The sequence below is a fragment of the Martinezella calliandrae genome (assembly GCF_030272695.1).
GTDB lineage: Bacteria > Pseudomonadota > Alphaproteobacteria > Rhizobiales > Rhizobiaceae > Rhizobium > Rhizobium calliandrae.
Genome location: NZ_JARFYN010000065.1, coordinates 12,798 through 36,081, shown reverse-complemented (window position 1 = coordinate 36,081; position 23,284 = coordinate 12,798). Strand labels below are relative to the sequence as shown.

The following is a 23,284-nucleotide window of genomic DNA, read 5'->3' as shown; positions in this document are numbered from 1 at the left end:
GACTTACCTTCACTTTGATGGTATAAATTTTCATCTAAGTTAAAATAGCTGACCGACATGAGCGCGCAAGAAGGCAAAATTTCCTTACTCAGTCAAACGAATATGACCATCGAGGGGATCCCAGATCATCCAGCGGAATGCGCAGGCATTAACGAAGTCCTTGCGCGCGTCGGAGATAAGTGGAGCGTGCTCGTCGTCATGTTGTTGCGTGACGGTCCACGGCGGTTTAACCAGCTGAAGCGCGACGTGGCTGGTATTTCACAGCACATGCTCACGATTACCCTACGAGGATTGGAACGGGACGGTCTTGTTACCCGAACGGTATTTCCGACGATCCCTCCGCGAGTGGACTATGAGTTAACGCCACTTGGACACTCTTTGCGGGCACCCGTTGAGGCTCTAGGAAAATGGGCCATGGCCCATCAGTCGGCCATCAAGGCCGCACAACGTTCGTTCGATGCAAGGAAGAGCGCCTGAGCGGCACCATCAATCTCCCGCGCTTGCTCTCAACATGACCATTCTTCAAATCTCTTCCTTGAATAAGCATTAGGACCCTTTAACCGGCCTCCTATCAGAACGTCTGACCCCGTCCTGACGAGAACAGGGATCAAGTGGCCGCCTAGTTTCGAATGCGACACGCGCACGCCCTAAGCCGGGCTTGTTCGTTTTGGGTGATGCTGAACATGGCGGCTGGCCCGGAGTGATCGGCTTTTGAGGGCCGGTGCGGCACGGCAGAGCGACCGCGCCGGAGGACGAGGAGCGCATCATGCGATCGGTCGCTCATTATGTCGACACAAGCAGTCCATTTTGCATCGCTCATCGCAGAACGATGATGTTATTCGACAGCTTTGTCGGAACGATAGCGTAACCCATCCATAAACAACCCGACCATCCGCTGCGGATCAGTTGGCTCGCCGCACATGGGCGGCACGCATAACATCCCGATGCCGTGCAGGAGCTCGTTCGCCGGCACCCCGGGCCGGGTGTCGCCGTTCGCGGCTGCGGCGTCCAGAAGGTTTTGAACCAAAGGGCCAAGCCGCTCCTGGAAATGTGCGGGCAATCCTTCCAGTGCCGGATCGCCTGAATTGAACGCCGCCGCCAACCCACGGTGGGCTGCGATAAAATCCACATAGTGCGCGACCCATCGTTCGAGGGCCTCTCCCGGAGGGTGCTGCGCGGCCAATATCTTCGCTGCCTCGACGGCCTCGTCGACCTCCCTGCGGAAGACCGCGACCACAAGATCGGAGCGCGTCGGAAAATGGCGGTAGAGTGTGCCGACGCCGACCCCCGCCCTGTCCGCAATTTCTCGTATGGGCACATCCATTCCGGCCTCGGCAAAAACCTCCGACGCGGTTTGAATAAGCGAGCCAATGTTCCGCTGCGCGTCGGCTCGCCGGCGCCGGCCGGCCGCCTTGGTCTTAACCGCGCTCGATGATTCTATCCTCTCTGACAAATTCTACCCGTTGATAAGCGGAATATGATTCCGTATATGCATAAGCGGACGATCGTTCCGTATATGGCACGAAGGATCGTGTTTGCCAAGTTCAAACGGAGAAATCACAAATGCATAACAAACCAGTCGCGCTCGTCACCGGAGCAAACAAAGGGATCGGCCTGCAGATCGCGAAAGATCTGGCGCAGCAAGGTTTCACCGTACTCATTGGCGCGCGCCGATTTGAAGCAGGCGAGAACATCGTTCAAAGCGTTGGGCCTGACGCCCAGACGGTTCAGCTTGACGTCACCAACGAGGCCTCGATTGCGCAGGCCGAGGCGCGTATCCGCGATACGTTTGGCCGGCTTGATGTTCTCGTGAACAACGCAGGTGTTGGGCATGGCGGCGATCCGGCTCGCAGCAATGCTCAGATTATGGTGGAAACGCGGTTGTCTGTCGTCGATTTAGATGAGCTCAAGACGGTATTCGCCGCAAACGTTTTTGGCGTCGTCGCTGTCACGCAAACTATGCTGCCGCTCCTTCGCGAGGCGCCGGCGGCAAAGATCATAAACATATCCAGCGCGGCCGGTTCTCTGACGCTGAACAGCGATCATTCACACCCGCTTCGCCAATATACGAGCACATACACCGCTTCAAAGAGTGCTTTGAATGCGGTTACGCAAGCGCTCGCGATCGAACTCGAAGGCACCAACGTCAAGGTTCATGCTGTCCGCCCGGGTCTTACTGCCACGGACATGAGCGAATATGGCGGATCTGTCGAGGACACAGCGCGCGAGCCGGTGCGGGTCGCTTTGCTCGGAACGGACAGCCCTACGGGCACCTTCTCGAACGCCCAGGGCGCACTGCCTTGGTGATTAGCCAGCGGCTGTCGCTGATGTCAGCGGCCTGCCACGCTCGAATGAGAACCCGAAATTGCGATCAGTGTTGAGACATTGCGGCATGCAATGCGTCAGGAGACCAGATGTTGAAAACAGCAAAATTTGTGCAGTTCCATCGGCTTGGGGGACCAGAGGTTCTGCAGGTCGAAGACCTCCCGATCCCGGAGCCAGGGAAAGATGAAGTACGCCTTCGTATCAAAGCTTTCGCACTCAATCGGGCGGAAGCGCTTTTCCGTCAGGGGCACTACGTCATTCAGCCCGAGTTTCCGTCAAAGCTCGGTTACGAGGCCGCCGGCGTGGTCGAAGCCGTGGGTCCCGGGGTGGACGAAAAGCTGATTGGAAAGGTGTTTAACACCATCCCCAATTTCAGCTTCAGCCGTCATGGAGTCTATGGCGAAGTCGCTGTCGTACCCGTAACGTCGCTTGGCGTTTATCCCGATCATCTGACGCCAGAACAGGGCGCATCCGTCTGGATGCAGTACCTCACCGCCTACGGCGCCCTGGTCCACATAGCGAATGTTGCTCATGGCGATTTCGTCATGCTGCCGGCGGCAAGCAGCAGCACCGCAATTGCGGCAATGGAAATAGTGAAGGCCGAAGGCGGCAAAGCCATCGGCATCACACGAACCGCGAAGAAGGCGGCCGATCTTTTATACTTAGGTTATGACCATGTGATCGTGAGTACGGATGAAGACATCGTTGAACGGGCAGCGGAAATCACCAATGGTAAGGGCGCCAGGATCATCTTCGATCCCGTACTAGGAAGCAGTATCCAGGCGCTGGCCCAGAGCGCTGCCTATCAGGGGATCTACTTCGCCTACGGTCTGCTAGACCAGCGACCGACCCCCTTTCCGGTTTGGCCAACCATGTCCAAAGCCCTCACATTTCGAGGCTGGGCTTTCCCGGAACTTTTCCGAGACCCAGAAACCCTGAAGAAGGCGAAAGATTATATTTTCAAACATCTGAGTGACGGCACCTTGAAACCGGTTGTCGGCAAAATTTTTGCTTTGGACCAGATTGTGGAAGCTCACCGTTTCATGGACTCGAATGACCAGATCGGAAAGATACTCGTGAAGATTGAATGATATTGGTCGCGACCGGCTTTTTTGTTCGCGCTCGCTCAGCTTACGGTGAGCGGGACGGGGCGCTTGAAGACGTGGTGCTCGGTACTAGTCATAGTGGCGGCCCCGAGCCCGCCAGTATTCGAAACCGATCGCCAAACCCCGGCTTTCGGGCGGCATGATGGAGTGGCTCGACGCCTTGGATCCTCGCCGAAGGAAGAAGCATCCAAATCATGTTGACGACCGAAGCACCAACCTACCTGGCAGGGTCACGGTTTCGGGATCGTGCTCGTTCTTTATCATGCGTATAATCACTCCGACCATTTCTCGAAGCGGCTGTTCATAGGTGGTGAGACCGTAGGCGGAGGAGCCGCCAAGCTCGTAATTGTCGAAGCCGACGATGGCGATGTCGTCAGGCACGCTCAGGCCGAATTTTCCGCGAATCTCGTCCATCGCGCCCAAAGCAAGGATATCATTCTCGCACATCAACACATCAATACGGTCCTTCGACGTGCTTGACAGATAGTTCCGAATCCCCAGCGCACCTGCTTCGAAACTGTATTTCTCGGCAGCGAAATGCGCGATGTGTGAAATGCCCTTTTCGGACCAGAACTTGCTAAAATACTCTCGTCTCCTCAGTGCGGTCGAGAGTGCGGGCGCACCGCTCATGAAGCCCGGTCGTCTGTAACCCTTATCGTGAAGGTGATCGACGATTTCCCGAAGGGCAAGTTCAGCATCGCAGACAACAGCGGGAACGCCTTCTATCTGACTGTCGCGGGCTAACACGAACATTGGCGGGGTGCCATTTCCAAGCTGCCGATCGGTGAGCGTTTCGTCGCGAAATGCCGTGCCGAAGAGAATGATCGCGTCAACCTGCCTTTGGTCGGCGTGAAGGAGTGCATGGACATGGTCGAAATGGTGATTGATATTGATGAGCATTGCGACGCGCCCGACAGCCTGTAATTGCTCGGTTAGCGTTTCGAGAAACGGCAGCTTTTGCGGGTTGGCGAAGTCGTCCACAAACACTGCGATTTGGCCGGTCGACTTGGTCGCCAGACTGCGCGCCAACAAGTTTGGTGTGTAGTTTAGAGCCGCAGCCGCCTCCAGCACCTTGCGCTTGCTTTCATCGGTTATGGAAGCGCCTTCCGTAAACGCTCTGATCACTGTCCATTTCGAGACGCCTGCCGCATTCGCTACCTGTTTTGCCGTTGCTCGCTTGCGCATTGCGCCTCCGCTCGAAAATAGAACAAACATTCCATCCGTTGATTTTGGTGAAATGAATGCTTGCTTTTAGCTCATTTCGAGTTATTATGCACCTGCTTGCACCCGGTAGCAAACGAAATTGCACCCGGTAGCAAACGAAATTGCACCCGGTAGCATTCGTTTCGCTGTCCATAGGAGTGGATGGCTCGGAGGAGAGAACAACATGAAATCGATTTGGAAGAAGCTCGCCTATGGTGTCGTCGCGCTCGGTATCGCCGCCTCGTGGTCTGTCGGGGTAAAGGCTGAGGAGCAGCTGAGCATCATCGCCGTAACGCACGGTCAGGCTTCCGATCCGTTCTGGTCCATTGTCAAGAACGGCATGATGCAGGCCGCAAAAGACAGCAACGTCAAGGTCGACTACCGCGCCCCGGAAACGTTCGACATGGTGGCGATGGCGCAGTTGATTGAAGCCGCCGTCAACCAACATCCGGCGGGCATCATTATTTCCAATCCTGACCCCGACGCGCTTGGACCGGCGATCGAAAAGGCGGTCGCGGCCGGTATCCCGGTCATTTCGATGAACTCCGGCATCGCTGCTCAGGAGAAGCTCGGCATCAAGCTGCATGTTGGCCAGGACGAAACCCCGGCAGGCATCAAGGTCGGCGCCAAGCTCAAGTCTCTCGGTCTCAAGCACGTCCTGTGCGTCAACCAGGAGGTCGGCAATGCCGCCCTCGACCAGCGTTGCGCGGGCACCGAAAAGGGCTTCGAAGGTGGCAAGGTGACGGTGCTTCCGACGACGGCAGATCCGGCTGAAATTGAAGCCAAGATCCAGGCAGCGCTGACCGCCGACCCGTCGATCGATGTCGTCCTCGGCCTCTCAGCTCCGCTCGTCGGCGAGCGTGCAGTCGCGGTCGTCGAAAAGATGGGCGTCGGCGACAAGGTGAAGGTCGCCTCCTATGACCTCTCCGCAAACTTCCTCCAGGCGGTGGCTGACGGCAAGGCATTGTTCGCTGTCGACCAGCAGCCCTACCTGCAGGGCTATCTCCCGGTGACCTTCCTCGCGCTCAACGCTCGCTATGGCACCATTCCGGCAGGCAATGTCCCGTCGGGTCCGAGCTTCGTCGAGAAGGACACCGCGGCTTCCGTGATCGAAAAGTCCTCCCAGGGCATTCGCTAAGCGATGCCCGGCGGTCCCCAACCTCCCGGGGGCCGCCATTCTACCTGGCGTGCGTTGCCCATCGGATTTATCGTGAACTCTGGCATCTGCGTCATTTGATCTACCATTCTCAAAGGAACGGGCCATGTCCCTCGTCAAAGACCAAACCGGCGTGACAGCTTCACACGCCGATGAGCGGCTGAAAAAGGTGTCCACCGTTACCTCCCTTCTGCGCCGCCCCGAACTCGGAGCCGTTGCCGGATTGGTGCTCGTCGCGATCTTCTTCGTCTTCACCGCCAATCCAGCAATGTTCACGCTCGCTGGGATCATGAATTTCATGGCTCCGGCCGCGCAGCTCGGTATCCTTGCGATTGGAGCAGCCCTGCTCATGATCGGCGGCGAGTTCGACCTCTCCATCGGTTCGATGGTCGCCTTCGCAGGCCTTGTCTTCGGCACCGCGCTTGTCGTGCTTCACCTTCCGCTGAGCGTCGCGATCCTCGTCTCTATGGCATTCGCGGTTTGCATCGGTGTCACCAATGCCCAGATCACGATCCGGACGGGTCTACCGTCGTTCATCGTGACGCTCGCGTTCCTGTTCATCCTCCGCGGCCTGACGCTCGTGGGCCTCAAATGGGCGAGCGGCGGCTCGACCCAGCTTCGCGGGATGAAGGAAGCGGCAGCCAACAGCCCGCTCGCGCCAATCTTTTCTGGCGATGCCTTTCCGGGCTTGTTCAGGTGGCTGGCGGACCTCGGCGTCATCGCCAAGCTCCCGAGTGGCGCACCGCAGGTTCCTGGCGTCCCCGTTGAAATTCTCTGGTTCATCACCATTGCTCTCGGCGCGACCTGGCTTCTGCTCCGCACCCGCTTCGGCAATTGGATCTTCGCGGCCGGCGGTGACGCCTGGGCAGCGCAGAAATCGGGCGTTCCGGTCCGCCGGGTGAAGACGACGCTTTTCGTGATCACAGCACTTTGCGCCACTCTCGTTGCGATCCTGACCGTGCTCGACGCCGGATCGACCGATGCCCGACGCGGTTTCCAGAAGGAATTCGAGGCGATCATCGCCGCCGTCATTGGTGGCTGCCTCCTGACCGGCGGTTACGGCTCGGCGATCGGTGCTTTCTTCGGGTCAATTGTCTTCGGCATGGTGCTGATCGGCCTGACCTACACGTCCATCGACCAGGATTGGTACCTCGTGTTCCTCGGCGGGATGCTGCTGATCGCGGTTATCTTCAACAACGTCATCCGCAAGCGCGTCACGGGAGAACGGTGATGAGCAACTCCAGCACCCCCATCGTCGAGGTCAAGGATCTCGTCAAACATTTCGGATCGGTGATTGCGTTAGCCGGCGTTTCCATGAAGGTCCACGCCAACGAAGTCCTCTGCCTTCTTGGAGACAACGGCGCGGGCAAGAGCACGCTCATCAACACGCTTGCTGGCGTCTATAAGCCGAGTTCCGGCGACTTCCTCGTCGACGGACAACCGCGCGTGTTCTCCGGCCCACGTGAGGCGCTCGATTCGGGCATTGCCACAGTCTACCAGGACCTCGCCATGATCCCGCTGATGTCCGTCACCCGAAACTTCTTCATGGGTCGGGAGCCTCTGAAAGGGTTCGGACCATTCAAGACGATGGACATGGAACATGCCGACAACGTGACCCGTGACGAGATGCACAAGATCGGCATCGACGTCCGCGATCCGCAGCAGGCCGTCGGCACTTTGTCCGGTGGCGAACGCCAGTGTGTCGCCATCGCCCGCGCCGTCTATTTCGGTGCAAAGGTTTTGATCCTCGACGAACCCACATCGGCGCTTGGTGTCGCCCAGACCTCCATCGTCCTGCGCTACATCAACCAGGTCCGCGACAAGGGGTTGGGGGTGATCTTCATCACCCACAACGTCCGCCATGCCTACGCCGTCGGCAACCGCTTCACGGTGCTAAACCGCGGCAAGACGCTTGGCACTTTTGCCAAGAACGAGATCGGCATCGACGAACTCCAAAACCTGATGGCGGGTGGCAAGGAATTGCAATCCGTATCTCAGGAACTCGGCGGCACGATCTAACGAGTTTTTCGAAAAACCAAACAGAGTTCGGCGCGCGAGCGCCGGGCCACGGACACTCATACCCAAAAATCAGGAATACCCCAATGAGCAACTCCAATACCACCGCGTTTCCGTTGGCGGCCTGTGCCGAGATGCTGTGGCGCGACCGCCCGATCGAATGGCGCGCATCCCGCCTCAAGGAGCTCGGCTTCGGCGTCGGCCTCTGGAACTGGCCGGAACACGACCTCGCCAAGCTTGAAGCAACCGGCGCGACCTTCACGATTATGAATGGTTACCTGACAGGTCGCCTGACTGACGACGAAGGTGCGGACGAATTGCTGAAGACCGCGCGCGAGACCGCACAGGTCGGCAAGCGTCTGGGTGTTCAGCGCCTCAATCTCCACGGGACGGGTCTCGGTGACCGCGGCCTTCCGGTGCAGCCGATTGAAGTCGTGACAGGAGCGATGTGGCTCAAGGCGCAGGACACGCTTCGTCGCATCGTCGACATGGCCGAAGAAGAGAATGTCGTCTTCACACTCGAGAACCTCAACCTTCCCGTCGATCATCCCGGCGTTCCGTTTGGGCGCGCGGAAGACACGCTCGCGCTCGTTTCGAGCATCGACCATCCCCGCTTGCGCCTGAACCTCGATCTCTATCATGCGCAGATCGGCGAGGGGAACCTGATCGAGTTGTGCCGCAAGTCGCTGCCATGGATCGGCGAGATCCAGGTCGCAGATGTTCCCGGCCGCTGCGAGCCGGGCACCGGCGAGGTTAATTGGAAGGGCGTCGCCAAGGCGCTCGCCAACATGGGCTATGCCGGCCCGATCGGAATGGAAGCCTGGGCCGCCGGCGATTCCGACGAAGCGCTCGTCGCCTTCCGCGAAGCTTTCACTCTCTAATCAGGAAACAGGATCACTCTCATGGCCAAGGTCAAAACTGTTAACGTCGGTCTCATCGGTGCGGGACGCATCGGCTCCTTCCATGGCGAGAGCGTCGCCAAGCGTCTGGTGGACGTCGAGCTCGTGGCGATCGCCGATCCGGCACCGGGTGCGGCTGCCAAACTCGCAGACAAACTCGGGGTTGATGCTTCATATACCGATGTCGCCGAGATGCTCGCCCATCCCGGGCTCGATGCGGTTGTCATCGCCACTCCCGCGCGCTTCCACACCAACGTCCTCGTGCAGGCGGCAGAGGCGGGCAAAGCAGTCTTCTGCGAAAAGCCGATGGCGCTCACTCTCGAAGATGCCGACCGCGGCATTGCCGCGGCCAAGGCCGCGGGCGTTCCGTTGCAGGTCGGTTTCAACCGCCGCTGGGACCAGGCATTCTCCGAAGGCCGTGCAGCCATCGATGCAGGCAAGGTCGGTGCGCCGCAGCTCATCCGATCGTTGACCCGCGATCCCGGTCCGTTCGGCGCCGATCCGGACAAGATCCCGCTCTGGACCATCTTTTATGAAACGCTCATCCACGACTTCGATACGCTCCTGTGGCTGAACCCTGGGGCGACGCCGGTCGAGGTTTTTGCGATGGCTGACGCGCTCGTCCGCCCCGACGCTCGCGAGAAGGGTTTCCTTGACACGGCCGTCGTCAATATCCGCTTCGACAACGGCTCGGTCGCCGTCGCCGAAGCCAACTTCTGCGCAATGTATGGCTACGACATCCGTGGCGAGGTGTTCGGATCGGGTGGCATGGTGACGATGGGGGATGTCCGCCGTTCGAGCATGACGCTCTACGACAAGGATGGCGTCTCGAACGACACGTGGCGCCGTGATACGGACCACTTCGTCCAGGGCTACACGGCTCAGCTCGCATCCTTCGTCGATGCCGTAAGACACGGCGAAGTCAAGGACGGGCCGACCGGCATCGACGCCCGCAACGCGTTGGCGATCGCTCTGGCTGCCATCAAATCCGTCTCCGAAAAGCAGCCCATTCGGCTGGCTTGAATAGGTCAAGGGTCGGCGGACGCGCTTGGCGTCCGCCGACATTGTGACGCGGATTAGCGACAAGACCGAATGATCAGCGATCTTTGATGTGCCGCCGGCATTCCAACAGGGCACACGGGAAACGCACATTGAAGTCTCAGTGTGGCAGGACTTTCGCTAAGGCCGGTTTGCCTTACGCCCGGAGATAGGTAACGCTCATGAACAAGAATCTCGACGTGATCACGATCGGCCGCAGCTCCGTCGATCTTTACGGCGCCCAGGTCGGCGGCCGGCTCGAAGACATGGGGTCGTTCAACAAATATATTGGTGGAAGTCCCACCAACATCGCCTGCGGAGCAGCGCGTCTCGGGTTGCAGAGCGCCGTCATCACGCGCGTCGGGGACGAACATATGGGACGCTTCATTCGCGAGCAGCTTGAGCGCGAAGGCGTTAATTGCCAAGGCGTGAAGACCGATCCGGAGCGTCTGACCGCCCTTGTGATTCTCGGCATTCGTGACGAAAACCAGTTCCCGCTGATTTTTTATCGCGAAAACTGCGCCGACATGGCCCTGTGTGAAGACGATATCGACGAGGAGTTGATCGCCCAGGCGCGCGCTTTTGTGGTGACTGGAACGCATCTCTCCAACGTGCGCACAGAAGCCGCCGTGATGAAGGCGCTGAAGCTTGCCCGCAAGCATAGCGTAAAGACGGCGCTCGACATCGACTATCGCCCCAATCTTTGGGGTGTCGCAGGGCATGGCGATGGCGAAAGCAGGTTCGTGGAAAGCCGCGCAGTCACCGAGAAGCTCCAGTCGACCCTGCATTTGTTCGACCTCATCGTCGGCACCGAGGAAGAGTTTCACATCGCCGGCGGGTCGACGAACACGGTTGATGCCCTGAGAGCCGTCAGAACGTCCACGGATGCTACGCTCATCTGTAAGCGCGGCGCGATGGGCGCCGTGGCGATTGAAGACTGGATCCCCAATAGCCTTGATGACGCCCAGAAAGGCCCGGGATTTCCCATCGAGGTTTTCAATGTTCTTGGTGCCGGCGATGGTTTCTTTGCCGGCCTGCTGAAGGGGTGGCTCGACGGCGAAGCCTGGCCGAAAGCGCTCGAATACGCGAATGCCTGCGGGGCGTTTGCAGTCAGCCGTCACGGCTGCACGCCGGCTTATCCAAGCCTTGAGGAGCTGCAATTCTTTCTGGCGCGCGGTGTGAAGCGGCCCGATCTGCGCAACGACCGCGAATTAGAGCAAATTCATTGGTCGACAAACCGAAGCGGCGACTGGTCGAGCATGCATGTCTTTGCCTTCGATCACCGCATGCAGCTCGAAGAAATGCCGGGCTATACGCTGGAACGCGGCGGCGCTTTCAAGTTGCTGTGCCTCCAGGCCGCGCAATGCGTTCAGAACGGCAGGCCGGGTTATGGCATCCTTTGCGACAACCGCATCGGGCGGCGTGCTTTGCATGCAGCTGCCGGAACAGGCCTTTGGGTCGGGCGCCCCTGCGAATGGCCGGGATCGCGTCCCCTCAAGCTCGAACCCGAACTTGGACTTGATTGCGGTGGACTCGATGAGTGGGCGCGTGACAATGTCGTGAAAGTGCTCTGCTTCTGCCACCCCTCCGATAGCGCAGAACAGCGCGCCGCCCAGGAGGAGACGGTCAAGAGGCTGTTCGAAGCCTCGCGTCGCAACGGTTTGGAGTTCCTCCTCGAAATCATTCCGTCGAAGGTTTCGGCAGTCAATGATGAGACAAACGCCACCCTCATCCAGCAGTTCTACGACATCGGCGTCTATCCCGACTGGTGGAAGCTTGAGCCGATGAGGACGAGCGAAGCCTGGACAAATGCCATTCGAGCAATCGAGCGGAACGACGGCAATACCCGCGGCATCGTTGTCCTCGGGCTTGACGCCCCTGAGGCGGAACTCGCGGCCTCATTCCAGGTGGCTGCCTCCTTCGACCTCGTCAAAGGGTTCGCCGTGGGTCGCACGATTTTCGGCGACGTGGCACGTGCCTGGATGAAAGGCGATCTGTCCGATCAGGCTGCGGTCGCCGACATGGCGGCGCGCTTCGAGCGCCTCTGCGGCATTTGGGACGCGGCGCGCAAGACTGCGAAAGGAAACTGACATGTCCACCATTCGGTTGACCGCGGCGCAGGCCATGGTGCGCTATCTCTCCGTCCAGATGACCGAGGAAGGCGATCGCTTCATCGAGGGCGTCTGGGCGATCTTCGGGCATGGCAACGTGGCAGGGCTCGGCGAGGCTCTCGCAGGCATCGGCGACGCCTTGCCGACATGGCGCGGACAGAACGAACAGACAATGGCGCATACCGCGATTGCTTACGCCAAGGCGAAGAAGCGCCTGCGCGCACATGCCGTGACCTCGTCGATCGGGCCTGGAGCGACAAATCTGGTCACCGCGGCGGCCCTTGCACATGTCAACCGCCTCCCGGTCCTCTTCATTCCAGGCGACGTGTTCGCCACCCGCCGCCCCGATCCCGTCCTGCAGCAGGTCGAGGATTTTGAGGACGGCAGCCTCTCGGCGAACGATTGCCTGAGACCGGTCAGCAAGTATTTCGACCGGATCAATCGTCCGGAGCAGTTGCTGACTGCATTGCCACGCGCCTTTCGTGTCATGACCGATCCTGCGAACTGCGGCCCCGTGACGCTTGCCTTCTGCCAGGATGTTCAGGCCGAAGCCTACGACTATCCGGAAGACTTCTTCGCGCCGAAGGTCTGGCGCATCCGCCGTCCCGAGCCGGACCGGCGCGACGTCGAAGACGTGGCCGATCTCATCCGCAGTTCAACCAGCCCCATTCTCATCTGCGGCGGCGGTGTGATCTATTCCGAGGCGGAAGACACGCTTGCCGATTTCGCCACGCGCCACGGGGTGCCGGTCGTTGAGACACAGGCAGGCAAGTCCGCGCTTGCACAAGCCCATCCCATGAACTTTGGCGCGGCGGGCGTCGACGGCTCGGCAGCAGCAAACGAATTGTGTGCGAACGCCGATCTCGTTATCGGCGTGGGCACCCGTTTCCAGGACTTCACCACAGGCTCATGGGCTCTCTTCGGAAAACCGGGGCGCCAACTGGTTTCGATCAACACTCAGGCCTATGACGCCGACAAACACGGTGCGGTTGGATTGATTGCAGACGCCAAGGTCGCGTTGGAGGAGCTTTCGCGCCGTCTTGGCAGCTTTAAGGCTCTCTCGTTCGACCCGAAATCGAGAACTGCCTGGCTGTCGAAGGTGGACGCGCATTGCGCTGCGCCTGAGGCCAAGCCCGAAGACTATCTGCCGTCCGACGCGCAGGTCATCGGCGCTGTCCAGAGGGTTTCTACGGAGAAGACCATCGCCATGTGTGCGGCCGGAACGATGCCCGGTGCGCTGAAGCTTCTCTGGCAGGCCGCGCAAGGCGGATACCATATGGAGTACGGCTATTCGTGCATGGGCTATGAACTCGCCGGTGCGCTTGGCATCAAGCTGGCGATGCCCGAGCGCGAGGTCGTCTGCTTCGTCGGTGACGGCAGCTACATGATGGCAAATTCCGAACTTGCAACGGCCGTCATGCGCCGGATCCCGTTTACCGTCATTCTGACCGACAACAGGGGATACGGCTGTATCAACCGGCTGCAGATTCACTGCGGCGGCGAGGAATTCAACAATCTCTACAAGGACTGCAACATCGAGGTGCAGCCCGAGATCGACTTCGTCGCTCATGCCGCCTCGATGGGCGCGCATGCGGTCAAGGCAAAAAATATTGTCGATCTCGAAGTCCGGATCGTCGAAGCGAGAGGCATGGACCGGCCCACGGTCATCGTCATCGATACCGATCCGAAACCGGGTCCGGGTGAACGCGGTGGTGGCTTCTGGTGGGACGTCGCCGTGCCTGAAGTCGCCCGCACCGAAAAGTCCGGCGCGGCCCGCACGAGATACGAGAGTAACATGCGCCTGCAGAACTTGGTGAACTGAGGGGGCAGCGATGAGCGATCTATTACGCAAGCCTTTCGGCCGCCACGGGAAGGTCCATGAGATTACGCCGCAATCCGCCGGCTGGCGCTATGTCGGCTTCTCGCTCTACAAGTTGCGTGCACGCGAAGAAGCCTCCGAGCAGACAGGATTGAACGAGGTGATCCTCGTCATGGTGGAAGGCAAGGCCACGATCAACGCCGCGGGACAAAACTGGGGCGTTCTCGGTGAGCGGATGAACGTCTTCGAGAAGACGCCGCCGCATTGCCTCTATGTCCCCAACGGCCGCGAATGGAGTGTCAGGGCGCAGACGGATTGCACCATCGCGGTCTGCTCTGCGCCCGGCAAAGGCGGCCATGAGGCTCGCCGTATTGGGCCGGACGGGATTTCGCTTGCCGAGCGGGGCAAGGGGACAAACACGCGCTTCATCAACAATATTGCGATGGAGAACGAAGACTATTGCGACAGCCTCTTGGTGACCGAGGTCTTCACGCCGCCTGGACATTGGTCGAGCTACCCGTCGCACCGGCACGATGAGGATGACTTCCCGCGCATCACCTATCTCGAGGAGACCTATTACCATCGCATCAATCCGGGCGAGGGCTTCGGCATCCAGCGCGTTTATACCGACGACGGCAAGCTGGATGAGACAATGGCGGTGTCGGACGGCGACGTCGTTCTCGTCCCGCGCGGCCATCATCCGTGCGGCGCGCCCTACGGCTTCGAGATGTACTACCTCAACGTCATGGCCGGACCTCTGAGAAAATGGCGCTTCATTCCGGCTCCTGAAGTCGAATGGATCATGAAACGCGACGCCTGACGGTGAGCCGACGCTAAGATACGAGGGTACAGCATGCCACTCATGAAATTCCACATCTATCGCGGACGCAGCTCAGAGCAGATCGACACACTGCTCGATGCGGCCCATGACGCCATGGTTCAGTCGTTCAAGGTTCCGGAGCGAGACCGCTATCAGATCCTCAACGAGCATGAACCGAGCCATTTCCGCGCGCTCGACACCGGGCTCGATATCCCGCGCGCGGACCGCTTCGTGATGGTCGAGATCGTCTCGCGTCCGAGGGCGACCGACGAGAAGACCGCGTTTTATGAGACGCTCTGTGCGGCGCTGCAGGAACGATGTGGCACTGCCCCAACCGACGTGATGGTGTCCTTCACGCAAAACACGGACGAAGACTGGTCTTTCGGCCGAGGCCGGGCCCAGTTCCTGACCGGCGAGCTCTAAAAACCAAATGCTGCCCTTTGGGGCATCCGGCCGGCGGCAGAGCAAATCACAGACAAAAATCGGAAAGAGAATGAAATGAGCCAGCAATCAACCCTGCCTTCCTCGAAAGCACGACTGGCAGTCAGCCCTCTGTCGTGGGCGAACGACGTGCTCGAAGATCTCGGTGCCGATATTTCCCTCGACACGTGTCTAAGCGACGCCGCCGCGAACGGCTATGCCGGCGTCGAGCTCGGACGGAAGTTTCCGCGCGAAGCCTCGGTCTTGAAGCCGCTACTCGATAAGAATGGCCTTGCTTTGGCCTCGGGCTGGCACTCGGGTCAACTGGCGGAGAAATCGGTCAGCGAGGAGATGGCTTCCGTCGCTGCGCACGCCGAACTCCTGAAGGCCATGGGATGCAGTGTCCTGGTCTATGGCGAGGTCGCGATGATGACGCCCGGATCACCGCTCGACGCGCCGATGTCGCAACGCCTGCTGATGCCAGAAACGGAGCGGGCGGGATACTCCGCGCGGCTGACCGACTTCGGAAGCCGTCTGTTCGACACCTATGGGCTCAAGCTCGCTTATCATCACCACCTCATGATGGTCGCCGAAACCTTTGAGGAAATCTCCGCAATCATCGGTGGGGCCGGTCCTGATGCCGGGCTCCTTCTCGATACCGGACACGCCGCTGCGGCGGGGTTCGATTATGCGAAGCTCATCGATCGGTTTGGAGACCGTATCGTTCACATCCATCTGAAAGACGTTCGCCAGGCAATTCGTGCCGAGGTGCAGTCGAAGGACTTGAGTTTCAATGACGGCGTGCGGAACGGCATGTTCACAGTGCCGGGCGACGGCGTGGTCGACTTCGACCCGATCGTCCGCTTCGTGAAGGACAGTGGCTATGCCGGGTGGCTCGTCGTCGAGGCAGAACAGGATCCTGCTGTGGCGGCGCCGAAGGAGCACACGGCAAGAGCGTTCGATTTCGTTCAGTCCAAGTTCCGCGACTAACGACGGAAGCCTCGGTGAAACAATTGATGGAGCGCATCATACGGACCGGAACAAAGCCGTTGCAAAACCGGCCACAATTGACCAACTGAAAGACTTGATCGTAGCAACCAACCTGCGTCTTCCGAAGCAACAAGAGCGGGTTGCTCGGATCGCTATATTGGAGCCAGAGACCTTTGCCTTCGGCACGGTGGCCTCCCTCGCTAACAGATGTATGGTCGCACCGTCGACGGTCGTGCGTGCCGCCCAACGCTCTAGGTTTCGCCACAAGTCCTTGCAAAAGGCAAGATGCCTAGCGCGATGCAAACTCTCGCGTTCTTACATCAAGCGATCACGACCCGAGCTTGGCCGCCTTGAGCATCTCACCAATACTGCTCGATGAGGCGGGTGTGAGTTCATCTGGGACGTTGATGAAGAAAGTGCAGGCGTTCTGGAACACCTCAACACAGGTTCACAGAATCCTGACGACCCGATACGCGTTGGTAAGCACCGAGACCGTACCTCGCGCCAATTGTCTTGCATCAATCGCGGCATTGACGCCGAACGGCCCCAACTTTGATATTGCTCGCACGCTTCTAGCCGCCGTTCTCTAGCGCAACGACGGCTTGCACAATGGCATGGCATCGTGGGCCGAAACGGAGTTCGATGAGGCGACGCGAGTCCTCCTTACTGCCATGATGTACTGCCGGAAGAATTTATTGGTTAGCCCACCGATACCCTAAGGGTGCATCTTTGCCATGGATTTCGGGTTAGCTTGAACACGCCGCAAGCGGATCGCCTGCGATAGATGGCATCCTCTGCGATGCGTGATGTGGATTAATTGACGGCATTCTTCGGCGATTTTTCTTTTAAAATGAATGGTGTAACTCTCTGACGGTCTCTGTTTTGGAATTTTCTCATCGCTACGGAACAATTGCCCAAAAGCGAACATAGAGGACGTCAACATCGGTCTTTACTGACGGAAGTCTCGCAATTCAACATCGCTTTTGGGCCTAGGCTTGCCCATCAATTAGCTCCCTGCTGCGTTCCGGCCTCAGCTCTCCAATGCCTGCCATGCATGACACATAGCGCTTGAGAAAATTCTTCCGATAAGCTGGTACTCAAGGCGGAAATGCAATTCACTTTGCTTTGAAGATTAGAATATCTTCGCCTGTTAAAAGACCACTAAATATATAGGGTAAATTATCTAACTAACTGGACAGATCATCATCATGAACATCCTCGCGCTGAGTGGCAATGTCAAAAGACCGTCCAGGACGGCGTCTTTGGTGAACGTCGCCGCCGATCGCCTGCGGCAGCGCGTTGGTGGCCATCTGCAGTCCATCGAGCTTGTCGACGTAGCGCCGATGCTCTTTCGGGCGCTCAGAGCGGATCAGATCGATGCTGAGGGCAAGGCGATCATTGCCGCGGTGGAAGGTGCCGATATCATCATCGTAGGATCGCCCGTATATCGCGCGTCCTATAGTGGCGCGCTGAAGCATCTGTTTGACCTAGTCGATTATCGAGCGCTGGCGGGCAAGCGTGTCGTCTTGGCCGCAACCGGCGGCACGCAGTTGCACGGCCTGATGCTTGAGCACCAATTGCGACCGCTTTTCGGCTTCTTCAATGTGATGACCGTGCCGACCGCAATTTATGCGCTCGAGGCCGACTTTACCGATTACGAACTCACGAATCCTGCCGTCCTCGAGCGTATCGATCGAGCCGTCGAAGAGGTCGCGGCAATCACGCCAGCGCTCGACATCGGAGCGACCGCCACCCCGGGAAAACACAGCGGATTGGCAGCCTAGCCCATAGAACGAAATTCAAGAGGGAGCTTTACATGACTTTTTCCAATGCCGCCAACGATCCGGTCAAATTTGCCTATTGGGTGCCGAATGTTTCGGGAGGCCTGGTGATTTCGAACATCGAACAGCGCACAAGCTGGACGATCGAATACAACAGGAAGCTTGCGCAGATCGCCGAAGCGAGCGGTTTCGAATATGCCTTGAGCCAGATCCGTTTCACGGCAGGTTATGGAGCGGAGTTTCAGCATGAGTCCGTCTCGTTCAGTCACGCCCTGCTTGAATCGACCACGACGTTGAAGGTGATCGCGGCGATCCTGCCCGGTCCTTGGAATCCTGCCCTTGCCGCCAAGCAGATTGCGACCATCAATCACCTGACCAACGGGCGCGTCGCGGTCAATATCGTGAGCGGCTGGTTCCGCGGCGAATTCGCCGCCATTGGCGAGCATTGGCTGGATCATGATGAGCGCTATCGCCGCTCGGAAGAATTCATCCGTGCACTTCGCGGCATCTGGACCGAGGACAATTTCACCTTCCGCGGCGATTTCTATCGCTTCAACAATTATTCGCTGAAGCCGAAGCCGATCGACCCGCAGCCGGAGATTTTCCAAGGCGGCTCCTCCCGTGCCGCTCGCGACATGGCGGCCCGGGTGTCTGACTGGTATTTCACCAACGGCAATACGCCGGCCGAGATCCGCAAGCAGGTTGACGACATCCAATCGAAGGCCAAGGAGAATGGCCATACCGTGCGGATCGGGGTGAACGCCTTCGCAATCGTGCGCGAAACGGAGGAAGAAGCCAAGGCAGTACTTGCCGAGATCATCGAGAAGGCCAATCCCGAGGCGGTCAATGCTTTCGGGCATGAAGTTAAGAACGCCGGCAAGGCGTCGCCGGAAGGCGAAGGAAACTGGGCGAAATCCTCTTTCGAAGACCTTGTTCAATATAATGATGGATTCCGCTCGAACCTTATCGGCACGCCACGGCAGGTTGCCGAGCGGGTTGTGGCGCTGAAGCAGGCGGGTGCGGATCTGATCCTGCTGGGCTTCCTGCATTTCCAGGAGGAGGTCGAGTATTTCGGCAAGCATGTGATCCCGCTGGTTCGTGAGCTCGAAGAGGCTGCTAGTACCCAGCCAGTGGCGGCCGAATAGGCTCGCTGCAGCAAAATACCTCGTAAGTGAAACATGAGGGGTGCGTGGGCCGATTGGTCCACGCCGACGGGATTGGCGTGCCGTGTTCAAGCCGCGCCCGAGCCGAATGGAGGACACTGAATGCCTGCCGCGACCTATTCCCTTGACGTGCTGGATCCCGGAACGCTGCGGGGCTCCGGCGACCAGATTCCCCGCGCGTTGCCACCGGGTAAGACCGGCGCCATCCCGCAGCATGGCGAAGAGACCCATGCTCTCTCATTGCATGGTATCAGCCTGTCATTTGGTGGCGTCGCTGCCTTGGTCGATGTCGACCTTTCTGTTGAGCCGGGGGAGATCCGGGCGATTATCGGTCCAAATGGCGCAGGTAAGAGTTCGCTGATCAACGTCATCAGCGGTGTCTATCGCTCGAACCATGGCCATGTTCGTATCGGCTCCAACACTTATCGTCATGTGCCGACGGAACTGCTGGCATCGCTTGGCGTTGCGCGCACGTTCCAGAACCTCGCCTTGTTCAAGGGCTTGAGCGTCACCGATAACGTCATCGCCGGTCGAGCCTATACCGTGCGCTCGACCTTTGCTGAACAGATTCTCGGCCTTGGCCGCGCGCGCCGCGAAGAGGCGGATGCACGCGAGCGGGCGGCCCGTATTCTTGAGTTCCTGCATCTGGACCAGGTCAGCCATCGTCTCGTCGGCACGCTTCCCTACGGGCTGCAAAAACGTGTCGAGCTCGCCCGCGCCCTGGTGGCCGAACCGAAGATCCTGCTTCTGGACGAGCCTATGGCGGGGATGACGGCAAGCGAAAAGAACGACATGACGGACTTCATCCGATCCGCCCGAGATCGGTATGACACGACGGTGATCCTCATCGAACACGATATCGGCGTGGTCATGCAGCTTTCCGACCGGATCGCGGTCCTCAATTACGGCCGCAAGATCGCCGACGGCAGCCCGGACGAAATTCGTGCCGACGCGCGCGTCATCGACGCCTATCTCGGCGTCGTTGCGGAAAACGAGGATGGGGAGGGCATCTGATGGGAGATTTCGACTGGCTGTTTCTGATCGAAGTGCTGGTGGGCGGCTTGCTGTCGGGCGTCATGTATTCGCTCGTCGCCATCGGTTTCGTGTTGATCTACAAGACGTCGGGCGTTCTCAACTTCGCCCAAGGGGCGATGTTGCTATTTGCGGCGCTGACCTTTGTCAGCCTTCTTGAGCGCGGCATACCCTTCGCGCTCGCGCTCGTCCTTACCCTTGCCGCCATGGTGCTGATTGGTCTCGCCGTCGAGCGCGCGGTATTGCGCCCATTGACCAACAAGCCGCCGATCACGCTTTTCATGGCGACGCTCGGGCTCTCCTATATCATCGAGGGGGCGGCTCAGCTCATCTGGGGCACGCAGGTCCACGGTCTGGAGCTCGGGATCGAGGATGTTCCCTTCGACATTGGCGGCGTGTTCATCAGCCAGTTCGATCTTTTTGCGGCGGCAGTGGCTGCCGCGATGGTGGCGGCGCTGTCCGCCTTCTTCCGCTACACCCGAATTGGGTTGGCATTCCGGGCTGTAGCGGACGATCAGTTCGCTGCACTTGCGGTCGGGCTTAAACTGCCCTGGATTTGGGCAACGGTCTGGGCGGCTGCCGGCGTCGTGGCACTGGTTGCTGGCCTGCTATGGGGCGCGCGGCTCGGCGTGCAGTTCTCCCTTTCGCTGGTGGTTCTGAAAGCGCTGCCCGTCCTCGTGCTCGGCGGCTTCGATTCCATTCTGGGTGCGATCGTCGGCGGTCTCCTGATCGGCGCGACCGAGAAGCTCGCGGAAGTCTATATCGGCGAATATTTCGGCGGCGGCATCGAAGGCTGGATTGCCTATGTCGCAGCACTCGCCTTCTTGCTCATCCGCCCCTCCGGCCTGTTCGGGCAAAAGCTCGTGGAAAGGGTCTGATATGGCCGTTATTACCGCCGATCTTCATCCCACATGGCTCTTCAGCCGCTGGCTGACGCCGATTGCCATCCTTGCCGGCGCCTATCTCGTGGTTCCCTTTGTCGGTTCGACCTATTTGTTCGAGGCGATCCTTTTGCCTTTCCTGGCGCTCAGCCTTGCCGGCGTCGGGCTGAATCTGCTTACCGGCTATGCAGGCCAGGTCTCGCTCGGAAGCGCCGCCTTCATGGCCGTCGGTGCCTTTGCTGCCTACAATTTCAATCTGCGCGTCGATGGCCTTCCTTTGATCATCAGCATCCTGCTGGCCGGCCTTCCGGCGGCGGTGATCGGCATCATTTTCGGCCTGCCTAGCCTCAGATTGAAGGGCTTTTATCTTGCGGTGTCGACGCTCGCCGCGCAGTTCTTCGTGCAGTGGGCTCTGACCAAGTTCAACTGGTTTTCAAACGGCTCCGCCTCCGGCGTCATCGATGCGCCGCCTCTGACGCTTGCGGGCGTCGAATTTACCGGTCCGACCGGCCGTTATCTCTTTTCGCTCACGACCGTCGTGGTGCTGACCTTCCTGGCGCATCGGCTGACGACGTCCCAAACCGGCCGCAACTTCATCGCCGTTCGCGACAATGAGATAGCGGCACGCATCATCGGTGTGCCCGTGCTGAAAACCAAGTTGCTGGCCTTTGCTATCTCCTCTTTCATCATCGCCGTGGCGGGAGCGCTTTGGGCCTTTGCTTATCTCAGAACCGTCGAGCCGGCCGGCTTTAATCTCGACCGATCGTTCCAGATCCTTTTTATAATCATCATCGGCGGGCTTGCCTCGACGCGGGGTGCCTTTCTCGGCGCCGCTCTCATCGTCGTCTTCCCGCTCGTGCTGTCCCGACTGGGCGCGTTCCTGCTCGGTGATGTCTTCGATTCCGGCGTGCTCGACATGAGCCAGCGCATCGTGCTCGGCGCCCTGATCATTCTGTTTCTGATCCTCGAACCGGACGGGCTTTCCTCCCTCTGGGGCAAGATCCGAAGGCGGTTCGGCGCTGCCGTCGGCAGGCCGGCCTAACCAAGCCGGGGCACAAGCTCCGCAGACATCAAACCCATCGCTCATTCAACCCAGTTCCGGCCATCACACCGGACAATACCCGGAGTGTATCCAAACATGACCATGCTTGCGAAATTGAAGGCCGCCGTCATAGCAACTGGACTGGCCGTCTCGGCCGCGATACCGGCCGCCCATGCCGACGAACAATATTTCCCGCTGCAAAGCTATCGCGTCGGGCCCTATGCGGCCGGCGGTACCGGCTTCTTCGGCGGGTTCATCGATTACCTGAACCTCATCAACACGCGCGATGGCGGCGTCAACGGCGTCAAGCTCACCTGGTCGGAAGCGGAAACGCAATACGAGGTTGAACGTGGCGTCGAGGCCTACGAGCGTCTCAAGAGCAATCCGAATATTGCCGCCTGGAACCCGCTTTCCGTCGGTATCGCCTATGCCATGATTGACCGCATCACGCAGGACAAAGTGCCGTTGATTACCATCAACCATGGTCGCACGGATTCCACTGATGGCCGCGTTTTCCCCTATGTCTTTCCGTTGCTGCTCAATCCCTATAGCGAGACCTCGGGCATCGTGAACTACATCGCCACGAAGCTCGGCGGTCTCGACAAGCTGAAGGGCAAGAAGATCGTCGTGCTCTATCACGGCTCGCCCTACGGCAAGGAAACGATCCCGATCTATGAACTCCTGTCGCAAAAATATGGCTTCGAACTGCAGCAGATCGAAGTGCCTCATCCGGGCAACGAGCAACAGGCACAATGGCTGACGATACGCCGCGCCAAGCCGGATTACGTCGTGCTGCGCGGCTGGGGTGTCATGAACCCGGTCGCCGTGAAAACCGCGGCAAAGACCGGCTTTCCTGCCGACCATATCATCGGCAACGTCTGGTCGAACTCGGAAGAGGACGTGATCCCGGCAGGCGACGCCGCGAAGGGATATACCGCCATCACGACCCAAGCCTCCGGCACGGAATATCCGATCGTCCAGGAGATCGTGAAGACGCTCTATGACAACGGCAAGGGCAATCTGGAAGACAAGAAGCGCATCGGCTCCGTCTATCACAATCTCGGTATCGTCAACGGTATCCTGAACGTCGAGGCGATCCGTATTGCCCAGGAAAAGTTCGGACATCGGACTCTGACGGGCGACGAGGTCCGCTGGGGCTTCGAGCACCTGCAGCTTGATCCGGCTCGCGTCGAGGCGCTCGGCGCCAAGGGCCTGTTCCATTCCATCAACGTCACCTGGGACAATCACGAGGGCAACGGCTACGTGACCTTCCAGCAGTGGGACGGCAAGAAGTGGAACGTCGTCTCCGATTGGATTGCGCCGGACTGGGCTCTGCTCCGGCCGATCATCGAGAAATCCTCGGAAGCCTACGCCAAGGAAAAGGGCATCAAGTTGCGCACGTCTGAAGACGCACAGGCCGTGACGAACTGAGCCCCGTGGCTGGGCATCGGCAGCGCGGTCCTGCTGCTTTCTGCCGGTGCC

General features: G+C 59.3%; 21 protein-coding genes. 19 read left to right on the top strand and 2 right to left on the bottom strand.

All coding sequences use genetic code 11. The features are described 5' to 3' along the window. The first annotated feature begins 102 nt into the window (after nt 1-102). A complete protein-coding gene (locus PY650_RS31185; protein WP_285883745.1) occupies nt 103-477 on the top strand; it encodes a winged helix-turn-helix transcriptional regulator in 375 nt (124 codons plus the stop codon). Between the two features lie 358 nt (nt 478-835). Here the strand turns inward: PY650_RS31185 and PY650_RS31180 are convergent, their stop codons facing one another. Continuing rightward, on the bottom strand, nt 836-1,453 hold the full coding sequence (locus PY650_RS31180) for a TetR/AcrR family transcriptional regulator (RefSeq protein WP_285883743.1): 618 nt from the start codon (nt 1,451-1,453) through the stop codon (nt 836-838). Between the two features lie 110 nt (nt 1,454-1,563). Between PY650_RS31180 and PY650_RS31175 the strand changes: the two genes are divergently transcribed. Beyond that, complete coding sequence (locus PY650_RS31175) at nt 1,564-2,307, top strand: SDR family NAD(P)-dependent oxidoreductase (protein ID WP_285883742.1); 744 nt, start codon at nt 1,564-1,566, stop codon at nt 2,305-2,307. Between the two features lie 107 nt (nt 2,308-2,414). Beyond that, nucleotides 2,415-3,416, top strand: coding sequence for a zinc-dependent alcohol dehydrogenase family protein (locus PY650_RS31170; protein ID WP_285883741.1), 1,002 nt, complete (start codon nt 2,415-2,417; stop codon nt 3,414-3,416). A 207-nt stretch (nt 3,417-3,623) separates the two neighbouring features. On the opposite strand, the gene PY650_RS31165 is transcribed toward PY650_RS31170, so the two are convergent. Then, nucleotides 3,624-4,616, bottom strand: a complete 993-nt coding sequence (locus tag PY650_RS31165) for a LacI family DNA-binding transcriptional regulator (protein ID WP_285883740.1) — start codon at nt 4,614-4,616, stop codon at nt 3,624-3,626. Between the two features lie 202 nt (nt 4,617-4,818). Here PY650_RS31165 and PY650_RS31160 point away from each other — a divergent pair, with 202 nt between their 5' ends. The 16 genes from PY650_RS31160 (at nt 4,819) to PY650_RS31085 (ending at nt 23,233) form a co-directional block, all read left to right on the top strand. Further along, nucleotides 4,819-5,772, top strand: a complete 954-nt coding sequence (locus PY650_RS31160) for a sugar ABC transporter substrate-binding protein (RefSeq protein WP_285883739.1) — start codon at nt 4,819-4,821, stop codon at nt 5,770-5,772. A gap of 124 nt (nt 5,773-5,896) precedes the next feature. Beyond that, on the top strand, nt 5,897-7,021 hold the full coding sequence (locus tag PY650_RS31155) for an ABC transporter permease (protein WP_285883738.1): 1,125 nt from the start codon (nt 5,897-5,899) through the stop codon (nt 7,019-7,021). Next, the gene (locus tag PY650_RS31150; protein ID WP_285883737.1) at nt 7,021-7,809 is read left to right on the top strand and encodes an ATP-binding cassette domain-containing protein; all 789 of its coding nucleotides are present in this window, start codon (nt 7,021-7,023) and stop codon (nt 7,807-7,809) included. Before PY650_RS31155 ends, PY650_RS31150 begins: the two co-directional genes overlap by 1 nt. 83 nt (nt 7,810-7,892) lie before the next feature. Continuing rightward, the gene (locus PY650_RS31145) at nt 7,893-8,687 is read left to right on the top strand and encodes a TIM barrel protein (RefSeq protein WP_285872985.1); all 795 of its coding nucleotides are present in this window, start codon (nt 7,893-7,895) and stop codon (nt 8,685-8,687) included. A 21-nt stretch (nt 8,688-8,708) separates the two neighbouring features. Next, nucleotides 8,709-9,728: a Gfo/Idh/MocA family oxidoreductase gene (locus PY650_RS31140; protein WP_285883735.1), complete on the top strand. Its 1,020-nt coding sequence runs from the start codon at nt 8,709-8,711 to the stop codon at nt 9,726-9,728. Between the two features lie 197 nt (nt 9,729-9,925). After that, entirely contained in the window at nt 9,926-11,833 is a 1,908-nt protein-coding gene (locus PY650_RS31135) for a bifunctional 5-dehydro-2-deoxygluconokinase/5-dehydro-2-deoxyphosphogluconate aldolase (protein WP_285883734.1), read from the top strand. Between the two features lies 1 nt (nt 11,834). Beyond that, the gene (gene iolD / locus PY650_RS31130; RefSeq protein WP_285883733.1) at nt 11,835-13,676 is read left to right on the top strand and encodes a 3D-(3,5/4)-trihydroxycyclohexane-1,2-dione acylhydrolase (decyclizing); all 1,842 of its coding nucleotides are present in this window, start codon (nt 11,835-11,837) and stop codon (nt 13,674-13,676) included. A 10-nt stretch (nt 13,677-13,686) separates the two neighbouring features. Next, a complete protein-coding gene (gene iolB / locus PY650_RS31125; RefSeq protein WP_285883731.1) occupies nt 13,687-14,493 on the top strand; it encodes a 5-deoxy-glucuronate isomerase in 807 nt (268 codons plus the stop codon). A 33-nt stretch (nt 14,494-14,526) separates the two neighbouring features. Beyond that, nucleotides 14,527-14,916: a tautomerase family protein gene (locus PY650_RS31120; protein ID WP_285883730.1), complete on the top strand. Its 390-nt coding sequence runs from the start codon at nt 14,527-14,529 to the stop codon at nt 14,914-14,916. Between the two features lie 75 nt (nt 14,917-14,991). Next, entirely contained in the window at nt 14,992-15,903 is a 912-nt protein-coding gene (gene iolE, locus PY650_RS31115; protein ID WP_285883728.1) for a myo-inosose-2 dehydratase, read from the top strand. 1,208 nt (nt 15,904-17,111) lie between these two features. Further along, on the top strand, nt 17,112-17,687 hold the full coding sequence (msuE, locus tag PY650_RS31110) for an FMN reductase (protein ID WP_285883726.1): 576 nt from the start codon (nt 17,112-17,114) through the stop codon (nt 17,685-17,687). A 32-nt stretch (nt 17,688-17,719) separates the two neighbouring features. Then, nucleotides 17,720-18,829 carry a dimethylsulfone monooxygenase SfnG gene (gene sfnG / locus PY650_RS31105; RefSeq protein ID WP_285883724.1) on the top strand — a complete coding sequence of 370 codons (1,110 nt, stop codon included), beginning with the start codon at nt 17,720-17,722 and terminating at the stop codon, nt 18,827-18,829. A 120-nt stretch (nt 18,830-18,949) separates the two neighbouring features. Next, a complete protein-coding gene (locus PY650_RS31100) occupies nt 18,950-19,861 on the top strand; it encodes an ABC transporter ATP-binding protein (RefSeq protein WP_285883722.1) in 912 nt (303 codons plus the stop codon). Beyond that, complete coding sequence (locus PY650_RS31095; RefSeq protein ID WP_285883720.1) at nt 19,861-20,757, top strand: branched-chain amino acid ABC transporter permease; 897 nt, start codon at nt 19,861-19,863, stop codon at nt 20,755-20,757. The genes PY650_RS31100 and PY650_RS31095 overlap by 1 nt, the downstream gene beginning before the upstream one ends. A gap of 1 nt (nt 20,758) precedes the next feature. Further along, the gene (locus PY650_RS31090; protein ID WP_285883718.1) at nt 20,759-21,802 is read left to right on the top strand and encodes a branched-chain amino acid ABC transporter permease; all 1,044 of its coding nucleotides are present in this window, start codon (nt 20,759-20,761) and stop codon (nt 21,800-21,802) included. A 96-nt stretch (nt 21,803-21,898) separates the two neighbouring features. After that, nucleotides 21,899-23,233, top strand: a complete 1,335-nt coding sequence (locus PY650_RS31085) for an ABC transporter substrate-binding protein (RefSeq protein WP_285883716.1) — start codon at nt 21,899-21,901, stop codon at nt 23,231-23,233. Nucleotides 23,234-23,284 lie beyond the last annotated feature (51 nt).